The sequence below is a fragment of the Pseudomonas sp. JV241A genome (genome assembly GCF_900275665.1).
Taxonomy (GTDB): domain Bacteria; phylum Pseudomonadota; class Gammaproteobacteria; order Pseudomonadales; family Pseudomonadaceae; genus Aquipseudomonas; species Aquipseudomonas wadenswilerensis.
Map to the genome: position 1 here is coordinate 117,316 of NZ_OPYO01000007.1, position 13,985 is coordinate 131,300.

General features: G+C 54.9%; 11 protein-coding genes. All 11 read right to left on the reverse strand.

The features are described 5' to 3' along the window. Positions 1-4: 4 nt before the first annotated feature. A complete protein-coding gene (locus tag JV241A_RS03945; RefSeq protein ID WP_115085392.1) occupies positions 5-1,486 on the reverse strand; it encodes an alginate export family protein in 1,482 nt (493 codons plus the stop codon). After that, positions 1,483-3,009: an alginate biosynthesis TPR repeat lipoprotein AlgK gene (algK, locus tag JV241A_RS03950; RefSeq protein ID WP_240047831.1), complete on the reverse strand. Its 1,527-nt coding sequence runs from the start codon at positions 3,007-3,009 to the stop codon at positions 1,483-1,485. Before algK ends, JV241A_RS03945 begins: the two co-directional genes overlap by 4 nt. A gap of 7 nt (positions 3,010-3,016) precedes the next feature. After that, on the reverse strand, positions 3,017-4,183 hold the full coding sequence (locus JV241A_RS03955) for an alginate biosynthesis protein Alg44 (protein WP_134061405.1): 1,167 nt from the start codon (positions 4,181-4,183) through the stop codon (positions 3,017-3,019). A gap of 37 nt (positions 4,184-4,220) precedes the next feature. Next, positions 4,221-5,711, reverse strand: a complete 1,491-nt coding sequence (gene alg8 / locus JV241A_RS03960) for a mannuronan synthase (protein ID WP_026001177.1) — start codon at positions 5,709-5,711, stop codon at positions 4,221-4,223. A gap of 63 nt (positions 5,712-5,774) precedes the next feature. After that, a complete protein-coding gene (locus JV241A_RS03965; RefSeq protein ID WP_010220716.1) occupies positions 5,775-7,091 on the reverse strand; it encodes a UDP-glucose/GDP-mannose dehydrogenase family protein in 1,317 nt (438 codons plus the stop codon). A 791-nt stretch (positions 7,092-7,882) separates the two neighbouring features. Then, positions 7,883-8,113, reverse strand: coding sequence for a peroxide stress protein YaaA (gene yaaA, locus JV241A_RS03970; protein ID WP_275670873.1), 231 nt, complete (start codon positions 8,111-8,113; stop codon positions 7,883-7,885). Between the two features lie 100 nt (positions 8,114-8,213). Next, positions 8,214-9,041, reverse strand: coding sequence for a class I SAM-dependent methyltransferase (locus JV241A_RS03975; protein WP_134061406.1), 828 nt, complete (start codon positions 9,039-9,041; stop codon positions 8,214-8,216). Positions 9,042-10,049: 1,008 nt separating this feature from the next. Next, the gene (gene murB / locus JV241A_RS03985) at positions 10,050-10,922 is read right to left on the reverse strand and encodes a UDP-N-acetylmuramate dehydrogenase (RefSeq protein WP_134061408.1); all 873 of its coding nucleotides are present in this window, start codon (positions 10,920-10,922) and stop codon (positions 10,050-10,052) included. Then, positions 10,909-12,198 (reverse strand): UDP-N-acetylglucosamine 1-carboxyvinyltransferase, encoded by a 1,290-nt coding sequence (locus JV241A_RS03990; RefSeq protein WP_134061409.1) that lies wholly within the window; start codon positions 12,196-12,198, stop codon positions 10,909-10,911. Before JV241A_RS03990 ends, murB begins: the two co-directional genes overlap by 14 nt. A gap of 1 nt (position 12,199) precedes the next feature. Next, complete coding sequence (locus JV241A_RS03995) at positions 12,200-13,138, reverse strand: GSCFA domain-containing protein (RefSeq protein WP_166675641.1); 939 nt, start codon at positions 13,136-13,138, stop codon at positions 12,200-12,202. 326 nt (positions 13,139-13,464) lie between these two features. Beyond that, complete coding sequence (locus JV241A_RS04000; protein WP_134061411.1) at positions 13,465-13,869, reverse strand: NUDIX domain-containing protein; 405 nt, start codon at positions 13,867-13,869, stop codon at positions 13,465-13,467. Positions 13,870-13,985: the final 116 nt, after the last annotated feature.

The following is a 13,985-nucleotide window of genomic DNA, read 5'->3' on the forward strand; positions in this document are numbered from 1 at the left end:
GGCGTCAGAAGCGCCAGATCACGTCGACGAAAGCGCGGTGCATGTAGGAGTCCGCTTCCTTGCCATAGGCATCACCGGGCTTGAACACGCCGCCACGGAAACGCACCAGCGCCGACGGCTCGTCGATCGACTGGCTCAGTGCCGCCGGCAACAGGCCCTGCTTGAAGTACTTGGTGACCACCAGGTCCATCTCCTGGCCGAGGTCTTTCTCGCCCTGGATCAGCGGCCGGTTGATGCCGTTGTCCTCGACCACGGCGTTGATGCCGCTGCTGCCGATGTTCTGGTCGCCATCGACGCGCCAGAACTTGTGGTAGATCAGGCTGGCGTCATAGTCGTCGCGCAGTTGCCAGGAGGTGAACAGGGTCGCCGCCTGCAAATTGCCCAGTTCGCCACGGAAGGCCTCGCCGAAGCGGTGCACGCGCGAGCGGGTGCCGGTGAAGTTGGAGCGGTTGCTCTCAAGGCCGGTCTGCTCGTAGTTGCCCGAGCCGTCGCTGCCACCGCCGCCACTGCCACGGGCATAGGCGGCGCCGACCTGCCAGTTGGGGTCGAGGCGCAGGCGGATGCCGAGGTCGGTGGCCCAGGCATTGACGTCGCCGCTGTGCTTGCCGCTGGCCACTTGCTCGCCATTGACCGTGGTGCTGCTGAGGCTGTCGCGATCGCCGGTCAGCCAGGTCATGCTGCCCCAGTAATTGACGCGGTTCTGGTTGCGCCAGTTATAGGCGTCGCTGTTGGCTTCCAGGCCCAGCCAGGTGAGGTCGCCGGTGCGGGTCTTGTCCAGGGCGTCGACGGTTTCGCCAGGGTTTTTCAGGTTGCCGTCGTCGTGGGTGTGGTGGGCGCGCAGGCCGACCCAGTGGCCGGGGGTCCACTGCGTGGCGACGTCGCCGTAGAGGTGCAGGCGGTCCTTGTCTTCCGGGGCCAGCTCGGTAAGGTCGGTGCGGTACTCGCTGAAGCGCTCGGCCACGCCCAGGTTGGCGCGCAGCAGGGTGGTGTCGAAGGTCCAGTTCAGCGCTTCGATGTTGGTGTCGCGCCACATGCCATCGTCGTTGCGCAGGCGTTGGCGGCCGAAGCGCAGCTGCTCGCCGGGGTAAGCGGTCAGGCCGCTGTAGCCGACCCAGAATTCGCGCATGGCCAGGTAGCTTTTGTCCGCTTCGCGGCCATTGGCACGACCGCTGTCGGACTCGGCTTCGTCGCCGGACTGGCGCAGGGTGTCGGTCTCGATGATGTCGGTGGCCGCCACCGCCTGGCCCATGGCGAAGGCGCTCCAGTTGCCGCGCTCGCCGTACACCCAGGGGCGCAGGTCCAGGCCCAGGCCGTTGACGTCACCGCCGGAGCGGGTGCCCAGGTCACGGTCGTCTTCGGATTGGCCGGTGATTTTCACGTCCAGGCCGAAGTTCTTTTCAGCAGTCATCGCCGCCAGGGTCGGGCACGACCAGAGCAGGGCAAAGCCCAGACCTACGCCTGCTTTCATCCACGGATTGAGTGTCATAGGGAGTCCTCGCCTTGTTCGGGTTGCGCTACGGCCTGCAGGGGCAGGGCACCAGGGCCTGGGCCCATGGCACCACGGGCCTGGCGTTCTTGTTGCAACAGGCGTTCAGCCTGGGCCTTCTGCGCCGGGGGGAGTTGCTGGTCGAGCTGGGCAGCCAGCTGGCGTGACTGCTCGCTGGGGTTGGCTTGCGCCAGCTGGCTGAACACCCAGGCGTTGACCAGGTCCTGGCGAATGCCGTGGCCTTCGCTGAACAGCTGGGCCAGGGCATAGTCGGCGCTGAGCTGGCCGCCGCGGGCGGCGCGGAGCAGATGATCGACGGCCTTTTGCGGGTCGACGCTGCCCAGGTAGCCACGACGGTACAGTTGGCCCAGGTAGTAATGGGCGCTGACTTCGCCGGCGTTGGCGGCGCTGAGCAGGTGGCTCTCGGCCTTCTGCGCGTCGGCCGGTACGGTCTTGCCTTCGTAGTACAGGCGGCCCAGCAGCAGTTCGGCACGCGGCTGTTCGGCGGCGCGGCCCTTGTCGATGTACTCCATCAGCTTGTCGGTGTCGCCAAGCTCGGGGAAGTCATAGAGCAATTGCGCCAGGCTGACCCAGGAGCCGGGGTTGACCGGTGCCACCTGTTCGAGCAGGGCCTGGGCGGTTTTCTCGTCGGTCTGGCCGAGGCTGCGGTCGGCCAGTACCCGGGCAACGCTGTCGACCCGGGTGGCCGGGATCGCGCCGCGCTGGTAGGCGCTTTTCACCTGTTCGAGCAGCGCTGCCTGTTGCTCGGGCTGGGCGCGTTTCTGGTAGACGGTGGCCAGCTCCACGTAGCAGATGTCGGTGCTGTTCAGGACTGCCTTGCAGATGCGCTCGACTTCGTCCAGGTGCTGGTCGTAGGTGCCCTGAGTGCGGTACAGCAGAATCTGGGCCAGGCCGGCTTCCGGGTAGCCGGCGGTACGCCATTGGTCGATCTGCTGCTGGGCGTTGGTGCCGGGGAAGCTCTGCGGGTATTGCAGGTAGAGCATCGCCAGTGGGATCAGGGTGTTGCCCTCGCCATTGGCGAAGGCTTTTTTCAGCAGGGTTTCGGCTTCCTGGCGCTCGGCCTCGGTGGCGTCCGGCTTGGCTGCCAGCAGGCGGCCGAGGCGGGCCTGGGCGCGTAGCGAGATATCGGCGGCGGCGCGGTAGGTGGCTTCGGCTTCCTTGAGCTTGGCCGGGTCGCGGGTTTCCATCTGGATATCGGCCAGGCCGACCTGGGCTTCGCTGTAACCGAGGTCGGCGAGCTGGCGGTAATTCTGTTCGGCGAGGGCGGTGTCACCGCGCTTGAGTGCTTCGTTGGCCAGGCGCTGGTCGGGCAGGCCGGCGCAACCGGCGAGGCTGATGGCCAGGGCCAGGCTGCACAGACTGAGGATATAGTTCGACCCCTGTGGGAGCCGGCCTTGCCGGCGAAGCAAGGCGCAGCCTTGCCCATTGGGGCTGCTGCGCAGCCCATCGCCGGCAAGGCCGGCTCCCACGGAGAGGGTGGCAATCTTGGTGTTCACCGGCATGTCTCCCTTAGAGCCCACGGGCCATGGCTTTATCGATCAGCCAATCCAGCGACGGGCCACGGTTGCTGTCCACCGCTACCGGGCGGCCGGCCAGTTCGCTGGGCAGCGACTCATCCGGCTTGATCTGCACGCGGATGTCCGACGACAGGTCTTCGCTGTTCAGGCTGGTGCTGTTGACGATCTGCCCGGTGCGGGTCTGGTCTTCGCCGGCGACGGTGAAGTGCACGCGCGACCCCGGTTGGACGTCATCGAACTGGCGATAGCTGAAGCGTGCTTCGACGGTGGGGATGGTGGTGCGCGGGACCAGCTGGAAGATCACCTGGCCCTTGCTGGCGTACTGGCCGTTATCCACCAGCTGGCGGGCGACCACGCAATCGCAGGGGCTGGTCAGGGTGCCGCTCATCTGTTTGCCGAACAGCTCCTCGACCTTGGCCGGCTCCAGCTGCTGGTCATCCAGGTGGCCCTTGAGCATGTCCAGCATGCTGGTGCTGAACGAGGCCAATGGCGCGCCCTTGACCACCTGGCCGCCGTTTTCCACCAGGCCCTGCACGGTGCCGTCGCGCGGCATGGTGACGTTGCTGGTCGGCACGCTGACCACCCCGGCCTGGGCATGGCTGACGAAGTACAGGCCATACACCGACTTGGCGATGAAACCGAACGCCGCCACGCCGACCACGAACACGCCGAGGCTGAAGGTCACTGCCCGCAGGCGGCCAAAAGCGCTCATGCCGCCGTTGGCGTCTTTTTGTTTGCGCGCCTTGGTGAAGTTGTCGCGCTGCAGGGTGCTGAGTACATCGCCCATGGTGATCAGCTCACCCGACAGGTGCGAGGTGATGATGTGGCGCAGAGTGGCGATGTCGCGTGGTTCAAGGTTCTGGAACTGCACGCCGGTGCGGCCGCTGGAGGGGTCGAAAGAGCGCACCTGGAACTCGATGTCCATGGCCAGGCCGAGTTTGTCGACGGTGAACTGCAGGCGCCCGCGCAGCACTTCGCCGACTTTCAACGGGTGCTTGGCATGGAAGCTCAGGCCGCCGGCCGAGAGGTCATCGACCTTCACTTCCAGGGTTTCGCGGTTCTGACCCAGGTAGCGCAGCTTGGCCGGGATGCGCACCCGGGCGTGCTGGCGCTGTGCTTCGGACTCATGCACGACATTGACGTTCACGGCGGTATTCATGGCGATTTGTTCCTGTTTAATCCAATCGGGTTCCGGCTCACACGACCATGAACAGCACAGCAATGAAGATGCTGGCCGCCGAGAAGGTCATGGTCCGGGAGGACCAGGTGTTGAACCATTGTTGAAAGCTGGCGAGGTCGCGTTTGAGGGCAGTGGGCTGGCGGGTCCAGGACTGCTTGTCGAGGCGGAAGAACACGTAGATCTTCATGATCGCGCCGACGATCTGGTTGTAATAAAGAATCAGCGGGTAGGCCGGGCCGATGTTGTGGCCCGAGCACAGCAGCATGATCGTCAGGATCAACCGGGTGATGCCGATCCACAGCAGGTACACCAGCAGGAACGCCGGGCCGAACTTGAGGCTGGCGATCACCGCGACGGTCAGGCCCAGCAGGCTGGTCCACATCGACACGCGCTGGTCGAACAGCACCACGCTGGTGAACAGGCCCAGGCGGCGGATACCCAGGCCCAGGGCCCGGGAGTTCTGCCGCAGGTTGTTGCCGTACCAGCGGTACATCAGTTTGCGGCTGGCCTTGATGAAGCTCTTTTCCGGCGGGTGCTCGACCGTGTTGATCGCCGCGTCCGGCACGTAGAAGGTGTCGTAGCCCAGGCGCATGAGGCTGAACCAGCTCGACTTGTCGTCGCCGGTGAGGAACTTGAAGCGGCCCAGGCGCCAGTGCTGCAGCGAGTCGTTCTCGACGTCGGCGATGAACTCCGGGTTGGTCACCACCGCGGCGCGGAACACCGACATGCGCCCGGTCATGGTCAGCACGCGCTTGGACAGGGCCATCGAGCACATGTTGATGTGGCGCTGGGCGAAGCGCAGCTTGTGCCACTCGCTCATGATGTAGCCGCCACGCACTTCACAGAATTCATTGGTGGTCAGGCCGCCGACATTGCCGAACAGCTTGAACCAGGGCACGGTCTTGCGTACCACGCCTTCGCCGAGCACGGTGTCACCGTCGATCACCGCGACCACGGCATTTTCATCCGGCAGGTGGCGGGAGATGGCACGAAAGCCATAGGCCAGGCCGTCGCGCTTGCCGGTACCGGCAATGCGCACGAAGTCGAGGGTCACGCGCTCCGGCGGGTTGTATTTTTCCCACAGGCTTTTCACCAGCAGTTCGTCGGACATTTCCACCAGCGAACAGACCACAGTGGTCGGGTAGCCGCAGTCGATTGCCTCGCGGATCACCGAGCTGTAGACCTGGGCGGTAGTCAGGGCATCGATGCGAAAACTGGTGACCATCAGGTACACGTGGGACGGGTCGGCCGCGCTACCGAGCTTGCGCACCTTGCGCCGCAGGTAGGGGTAGACCACGTAGAGGAACAGCATGCCGCGCACAAAGTGCGTGGCACCCATGGAATAGCGCCAGATGCCGACGGCGCCGACCAGGAAAATGAAGTCCTTCGAGTCGGGGTCGAAAATGGAGTTGGGCAAGGCCAGGGCGATCAACATGAGCAAGCTCACGTAGAACAGCCAACCGGCGACCTGTAGCAGGCCGTGCTTGAGCCTTTGCATGTTCTGCATCCGTATCGAATGGAAAGGGCGTTGATGCTGGGCGGGGCCGGAAGGCCCCGCCCAGCCTGCGGGTTACCAGCAGATACCTTCGGTACGGCTGGCCGGGCAGGATGGTTTGTTCATGAAACCGACCAGGTCGATGACCTGTTTGCCTTCCGGAGCCTGTTGGGCCAGGGCACGGAATTTCTCGTCGCGGTTGCCTAGGACGATCACGTCGGCGTGCTTGATCACCTGGTCGAAGTCGGCATTGAGCAGCGACGACACGTGGGGGATCTTCGACTCGATGTAGTCCTTGTTGGCGCCGTTGACCCGCGCATACTCGACGTTGCTGTCGTAGATGTTCAGGTCGTAGCCCTTGCCGATCAGGCGTTCGGCCAGTTCCACCAGCGGGCTTTCACGCAGGTCGTCGGTGCCGGCCTTGAAGCTCAGGCCGAGCAGGGCGATCTTGCGCTTGTCGTGGCTCTCGATGATGTCGAAGGCGTTCTGCACCTGCGATTCGTTGCTGGTCATCAGCGAGTTGAGCAGCGGTGCTTTGACGTCCAGGCTGCCGGCGCGGTAGGTCAGGGCGCGCACGTCCTTGGGCAGGCACGAGCCGCCGAAGGCAAAGCCCGGGCGCATGTAGTACTGCGACAGGTTCAGGGCCTTGTCCTGGCAGACCACGTCCATCACCTCGCGGCCATCGACGCCGACTGCCTTGGCGATGTTGCCGATCTCGTTGGCGAAGGTGACCTTGGTGGCGTGCCAGACGTTGCAGGTGTACTTGATCATCTCGGCCACTTCGATGTCCTTGCGGATGATCGGTGCGTCGAGTTCTTCGTACAGCGATTGCAGAAGGTCGCCACTGGTCTTGTCCAGCTCGCCGATGACGGTCATGGGCGGTTGGTCGTAGTCCTTGATCGCGGTGCTTTCGCGCAGGAATTCCGGGTTGACCGCCACGCCGAAGTCGACGCCGGCCTTTTTCCCCGAGCAGTCTTCGAGGATCGGGATGACCACGTTCTTCACCGTGCCCGGCAGCACGGTGCTGCGCACCACGATGGTGTGGCGGCTGGATTTTTCCCGCAGTACGAAACCGATTTCGCGGCACACCGACTCGATGTATTCCAGGCCCAGGTCGCCGTTCTTCTTGCTCGGCGTGCCGACACAGATCATCGACAGGTCGCTGTCGCGGATGGCGGCGGCAAAATCGGTGGTGCCACGCAGGCGGCCGTTGTCGATACCCTGTTGCAGCAGGGCCTCGAGGCCCGGTTCGACAATTGGCGATTTGCCTTGGTTGATCAGGTCGATCTTGGTGGTGGATACATCGACGCCAATCACTTCATGGCCACGTGCCGACAGGCAGCCAGCACAGACTGCACCCACATAACCCAAACCAAAGATGCTGATACGCATCGCATTCACCTCATGTGTTTATCACGCCGGCTCAATTAGAAGAGCCAGACCGGGTTGATTAACCAGCAGTTATCGGGCACACGGCGGCGTGGCAAAAAGATGTCACTTCACCGTGTGCAGGCATATAAGTATCAAGTGCAAAAGTGTCTGCACTTAAAGTTGGCAGCCAAAGGCCAATAATTATGGACGTGCCCTGTTATGCAGCCGTCTTTATTGCAGATCGGTTACCCGGAACTGCAGTGCTTGTTCTTTCAAGTGAATAAAATCCTTTGAAATCAACCACAAGGACGATTTGTAGGGGCGCGTTTCTCCTGGGTTCAACTGTAGGTCGGGCGACCGACACTCAAGTCAAAGTTGTCTGGATGCACAATGGCTGTGCGCTCCAGTCAATGATGTAGGTCATCTCTCACATAACGCTCGAGAATCGTTACGGGTGGTATGAGCGACGGCTGAAGGGATAAGTTCCGGGGTGAGTTCAGCGGTGGTGAAAGATTTTTTAATATTTTAGCTGATGGCCATACTTTCACTTTGATAGCACTTGGCAGTTTCGTCCCTGTTTATAAAGGACGAACTCGAGGGGGGATGTTTTTGTGCCAGTACCGGAAATTATTTTTCGAAATTCGTCAAAAAATTACGAACGGTCTTATGGCGTTTTGCGATAAAGCTAGAAGGGTGGTTTTTTGACGTCAGGATTACGTCGATTATTCGGGCGTCATCGCTGGCAAGCCAGCTCCCACAAAAAACCTGTGTCCACTGGACCTGTGGGAGCGGGCTTGCCCCGCGTTTGGTATTTACTCGTCCGCGTGATCGCGCAGGAACACCAGGTTATCCGCCTTCGACAGCTCGGCACTGTAGTAGTAGCCCTGCACAGCGAACTGCTTGAGCTGCTCGGGGTCGTTGATGCGCTCCTGGATCACGAAGCGGCTCATCATGCCGCGGGCCTTTTTGGCGTAGAAGCTGATGATCTTGTACTGGCCGTTCTTGATATCGCGGAGCTCGGTGTTGCTGCTAGCATGCTCGATGAGCTTTGGCGTTTTGCTCGCTTGCTTGTGGACCTGCTCTCAGCCTCGACCTTTAACGTGCCTGCGATGAAAGCCGCCGGCTGGAGGCGGAGCCGAGCTGTCAACTACCGACGAGGCCACGATAGTTTTTTAGCCTTGCCTTGATATGGAAAACCCTCAAACCGCCGGAAAAGCTGGAGTCGGCCAGCACAAACTCGCTGAGCTTACTTGTGATTTCTTTGACTTCGAAATCATCGGTGAGTCTGCTATTTATAAGCGCTGGCGCGATCTGAAGGAATGAATCAAGAATGATTTGTTTTTTTATTGATGTATCAAGGATAGGCTGGGAGATCTCAATAGCGTCTATGTAGTAAAATTTAGAGATATCTTCAAGTAATGATACCGCTGAGTCGTATGATAGACGACTTGCCTTTCCGAGCTGAATGGTTAGCTCATTGGCTCTGTAAAACTCCGGAAAGTACGGGTGGCAAAATTGGCTGGATAAACAGGGTTCTTCAAATATTGAAATGCCATCCTCGTCAAGTAAATTCGCAGTGTTGGAGATGGCCTCTAGCTTATTGCTTAGATGCATTAGAAGAAATCGACTGTAGGTACAGGAGAATTTTACAACGCTAGACGAAGGCTTCGAAATATCCCCGATCTCGAATGCTGTATTTCTCAAGTTTTGTACTTTAGCCCTGTTGATCGCAATTAATATTTGGCTTTCAGAGTTGTCTTGTCCTGTAACTCTGCCTACGTCAACTAATTGCTTTGCGAAGTAACAAGTCATGTGTCCATGTCCGCATCCTATATCCAGTAGCGACGTTGGGAGATGGTAATTGAATAGATGCTTTTCTATGAAGCGCTGGCTGTAAGGGTTGTATATTGAATTCAGAGTATCAAGACGAATTTCGTCAACGTTCCCTGTGGAGAGCTTGTAGTTTTCCATGGGCCTGCCTCTGCGTAGTGTTTATCGATTTACAGGTGAAATAAGACCTCTAGATCTATTGAGGCGACGGTAAGCAGATAGCCTCTTTTTAAACTGATTTCGGTACTCTGTAAGTGGCCGTGTTAGCGCTCCTCCCAGTGAGAGGATTTCATCGGCTGTTTCGCAGATTTTGTAGTTTGGCCAAGGTTTATTAACTAGTGTCATTAGGTCTGAAAATGATTGCGCGCCGGTGTTGGAGCTATGGTGTTGGTGAATAAAAATGTATGCACACGCTGTGCTTCTACTGACACCGGCGTGGCAGTGGAATAGGATCCTTGTGGTTTGGTCTATTTGCAGGTTTTTTATGTCTTGGAAGTAACTCTCTATAATGGCTCTGATCGCTTCAGGGTTTGCGCTCATTTCCTGATCGTAAAATTCATATGTGAAATGATGGGTTGGCCTGTAATGCATAAAGTTTTTTAGGGACGTGCCAGGGTCCATGAAAGAAAAAACCACAGTAGGACGCCAGCTAGAACAAACAGAGTCCAGATTTTTTAAGCAGGTTATTTTCAACCAGTCACCAATGGCCATTGTTAGGTTCTCCTGAAATAATTTCCTCTATGCGTCGGCGTGTGTTTATTGTTATGTCTTCTGGAAGTTGGTTGGTGTTAAACCATTCAATGTCAAGTATTTCGCTCGGGTCATTAATGCACGGTGAACCAGTGAACTGTATGACTTTGAACAGGATTACATAGTCATGTTGCGATCTCCATTTGTTAAGCAAGACCGAGACAACCGCTGCTGACTCTATGTGTAGGTTTGTCTCCTCTTTTACTTCTCGAGAGATTCCTTGTATAGGCGTTTCGCCGGGGGCGAGTCCTCCGCCGGGCATATGCCAGCCCTCTCTATAGGTGTGTTTAATTAATAGTATTTGGTGCTGTTTGTTTATGATGGCAGCGCGTACGCCAACGCTAGGGGTGTTTATTATGGGTTTAAGTTTGCTTGATAGGCGCTCTTTAAGATAGAAGGTCATATTATTATTTGCTCTAGCTCTAAGTGGGTATTAAGTTTCTCTCGTGCAGCTTTTTTCATGAGTTCTGCTAAATTGATAATGTCGCATCCGTTTGCCTGAGAAATGTTAACTATGAATCCTCCGTGCAAATCGGAAATCATAGCCCCTCCAATTCTGAATCGCTTCATGCCAAGGGCTTCCATGATCTCGCCAACGCGCAAACCGGACGCTGGTCGTTTAAAAACACTGCCGGCGTTTGGGAATATGTGTGGGAGGGTTCTATTCCGTCTGGATAAAATTTCACGTGCGGTTTCAGCCTCGCACTCAGGCGTGTTCGAAGGTGTAAGTTTGAATGAGATCTCAATTATTATCTCTTTGTTGACTTGAAATATGCTTGAGCGGTAATTGCTTTTTAGTTGCTCTTTGCTGAAGATGTTGTATTTCTTGTTGGTCGGGTCGTAGGTTTTGACGTCTAAAACATGTTGATGAATATCGATGCCGTATGCACCTGCGTTCATAAATATAGCTCCACCAACGGTGCCGGGTATGCCAGCCAATTTTTCCAAGCCTTTAAGTTTTTTGTCCAGGCTTTCTTGAATCAAAGCTTGAAGGGGCACTGAACTACTGGCGGTACATATGCATCCATTCCAATGAATGTATCTGTCCATCGATGTCGTTATTATGAAGCAGGTTCTTTTGTCGTAATAAGGTTTGGACAAAATTATATTTGTTCCTCCACCTATTACAATGACCTTTGATGCACCGGAGCTAGTGCTGGCTAGGGCGTCTTCTAGTTCAGATGTGTTTGTTGGAATATATGCCTGTTCGGCAATGGCACAGAGGCTATATGAGTTGTAAGGGAGGAGGTTAGTGGGTTTAGGGGTGTTCATGACTTATTGCTCCACCGAGAATGTGGGCATTGCTAATGATGCGTGAGTAACCTCTCAGGATTTGGTTGAATGATTCAATTCTTATATCACATCCGTTTGAAATCGCTAGGATGATTATTGCCATCCCTCCCCGCAGATCAGGGGCGGAGACGTTTACAGTGACTGCATTTGATAGGGATTCGAAACCCATTATAGTTATTTTGTTGCCGTCAGAAGAAATGAGTGCACCGATTTTCTCAAGTTCTTTAACATAGCCTGTTCGATGAGGCATTACTTCATCTCTTATATGGCTAACGGCTTTTAATGTGCAGCATAGGGCCGCGAGAATGGGTTGCAAGTCAGTGGGGAAACCTGGGTAAGGTTGAGTGACGACACTAATGGGATCACTTTCTTCTATAGACCTTCCATCCACCAGTATGTCGTGCTCGGATTGTATATAGAATATGCATTTTAGCTGCTCAAGAATTGTAAGGGCTTGGGTCATTAATTTGACCGGGCAATTTTTTAGTAGCACTACTTTTCTCGTGGCCACTGCAGCGAAGGCATAAGAGCTTGCCTCTATTCGGTCATGTATTGGCTCGTGACTCACGGCGGAAAGACTTCCGCGACCCACGGGGATCACAGTTATATTGGAGTCGTCCCGAAAAACCTTCGCGCCTGCTTTGTTGAGAAATGCAATAACATCATCTATTTCCGGTTCAAGTGCTGTGTTTCTGATAATGATAGCTAATCTGCTATCGCCAATTACGGTAGAAAATATTGCTTGTAGTGTTGTGCCTACAGATGGGTATGGAAGGGAGAATTCGGTCTTGGGTGAATGTTTTTGTATACAGGTGATGGATCTGTTATCAACGGTGATTTCGTTGCCAAAAGCCTCAAGGCAGGTAATGTGGAAATCGAAAGGTCTATTTAGATCGCAGCCCCCAGGTAAAGCTACCTTAGATTTTCCTAGGCGTGCGCTTAGTGCGCCTAGGAGCAGCAGACTGTACCGGGTGCTAGAACATTCAGGTATGTTGGCATCAAAGTTTTGCAAGTCACGTGCGTCAACAATGAGTCGATTTTTTTCCTGTATGCAATGAGCTCCAAGGTGTTGGATTATGTCTATCATGGTTCGAACGTCATCAATATGATCCCCGTCAATTGCTATAATTGAGATGTCATTTACCATTAATGAAGCGACGAGCAACGGGAGAACAGAGTTTTTAGAGTGCGAGATATAGATGGTGGATATTAGTTCAAGGTCATAACCTAAAGGTCTAACAGTCGCATTGCTCATCTCAAACCTCCGGTACTTGAAAGTCTATCGCTTTCTCAAAAACAGCCGGATCCAACGCGTAGATGTTAATGAACATTCTACATACCTCATCTATTTTTTTAGCCGTAACGTGGCGCCCATCACGTTGCCACGATTCGTCATAGTCGGGGGCTTGGTAGAACATTTCGAAAGCAGGGAAGTAGGAAACGTTGCTCAGTGAAGGGTTTTCATCTAAGAATTCGTGAATGGCTGCTATTAAGTTGGATTTCGATCTGACGTTCGCGATTCTAGGGTCGTAATTCATTCCGCTAGTTTTCAGCGGGATGGGGGAGGTTGTAAATACTATAGGGAGGTCGCGCTTAGCGTTTGGGTTGAGGGTGTTAACGATATGCTTTATATCTTTTTTTATTTCAGCTACTGTTTGAAAACGGTTGCGAAATACAGGCGGTGCTTGATCGGATATTCCTTTCATGGGTGATCGGTTGATGCAATGCCAGTTATCGGCTTCGTATTGCTCCCAAATCTCTGTTAACCCCACAGTGATGAGAAAAGCAGTAGCATCAGATATTGCTTTACTCCCTGCTTCCGTTAGGCCCGCTCGTATGGTAGCCAACTCGTCAGCGGTGTTTGCGAAAATCGGGTGACGTTTAGCATCGAAAAAATGGGTGACGTTTTCATTGTCAGTCACTTGCCAGGTGATTTGTTGTGTTGGAATGCCCAGGCAATTTTCGAGTTCGTTTAATATGGTTTTGCTGTTGTAGTGTAGACCCCAAGGTGGTGTTGTAGTGCTGATGCCATGTTTAGATATCCACCGCCCGAAGTTGGTTGCGAAGCAACTGCCGATGGTCAGTATTTTTGATTCTTTATTTAGCCATCTGAAGCTGTTTCTTGTTTCGTATGAGCTTGTTGTTGAACGGGTCCACAGATTGCCTTGAAAAGCTATGTTTTTATATTGGCTCATGTTGGTGTCGTCCATTGATGGGTTGTGAATTACCTTGATTTTCAGCGACGGCAGATGACCTTTTTGATTTTAGCGCTCAAGGTAATGGAATGGACGGAAAATGGACGTAGTTCTACTCCGGTCCTAATGTAGGAAGCTCTTTATAGTGTGGGGGTGGGGTTATACGTTGCGATTATTCACGGCGATGACTAGTGGGTGTCAATCATGGTTTTAGGTTGCGTGAATGCTATGCTTTGATGTCGTAAGCATAAGGCGGCAGCATCGTATCTTCGATGGTATGCGGTGTCTTGTGCTGTCGGTTGACAGGTTGCTTGGGCTTTATGGTGTCAAAACTTTCGACTTACAACGCTATTGATATAGTTCAGGCAGTCATTAATTCTAGTGGACTGTACAGTGCTCAGATGACTGATTGAGAAATAGCGCCATTCGGAATGCTCTTCGCTTAGTTTTATTTTTTTCGTGTCTTCAATAGTGCAGTGAAAGATAAAGGCGTGTGAGTTGTAGTGTTTGTGAAAGTAAACGCCGGTTAACAATGGGGAAGAGATTTCGATACCTAGCTCTTCGATACATTCTCTCTTTAAGGCTTCATGTATGGTTTCTCCAGGTTCCAATGCCCCCCCCGGAAGACCCCACGAGCAATCCCCGTAAGTCGCTTTGAGCATCAGTACCTCATTGGACTGATTGAAAATTACTGCATGTGAGCTCAGCCGGAACGTGTCGTTGAAGGCCATCAATTTTAACCTTAGTGATGTGAGACGTATGGCTTGGAAAGGATAGTTTGCTAAGGTTGATCGGCAAGACGGATGTTGTGAACATTTGTGTCTCAGGTGTCAGCTGCGCCAACCTC

Coding starts and splice junctions, on each gene's coding strand:
- JV241A_RS03945 (WP_115085392.1), bottom strand. CDS start 1,486: ATGACACTCAATCCGTGGATGAAAGCAGGCGTAGGTCTGGGCTTTGCC.
- algK (WP_240047831.1), bottom strand. CDS start 3,009: ATGCCGGTGAACACCAAGATTGCCACCCTCTCCGTGGGAGCCGGCCTT.
- JV241A_RS03955 (WP_134061405.1), bottom strand. CDS start 4,183: ATGAATACCGCCGTGAACGTCAATGTCGTGCATGAGTCCGAAGCACAG.
- alg8 (WP_026001177.1), bottom strand. CDS start 5,711: ATGCAGAACATGCAAAGGCTCAAGCACGGCCTGCTACAGGTCGCCGGT.
- JV241A_RS03965 (WP_010220716.1), bottom strand. CDS start 7,091: ATGCGTATCAGCATCTTTGGTTTGGGTTATGTGGGTGCAGTCTGTGCT.
- JV241A_RS03975 (WP_134061406.1), bottom strand. CDS start 9,041: ATGGAAAACTACAAGCTCTCCACAGGGAACGTTGACGAAATTCGTCTT.
- murB (WP_134061408.1), bottom strand. CDS start 10,922: ATGAACACCCCTAAACCCACTAACCTCCTCCCTTACAACTCATATAGC.
- JV241A_RS03990 (WP_134061409.1), bottom strand. CDS start 12,198: ATGAGCAATGCGACTGTTAGACCTTTAGGTTATGACCTTGAACTAATA.
- JV241A_RS03995 (WP_166675641.1), bottom strand. CDS start 13,138: ATGAGCCAATATAAAAACATAGCTTTTCAAGGCAATCTGTGGACCCGT.
- JV241A_RS04000 (WP_134061411.1), bottom strand. CDS start 13,869: ATGGCCTTCAACGACACGTTCCGGCTGAGCTCACATGCAGTAATTTTC.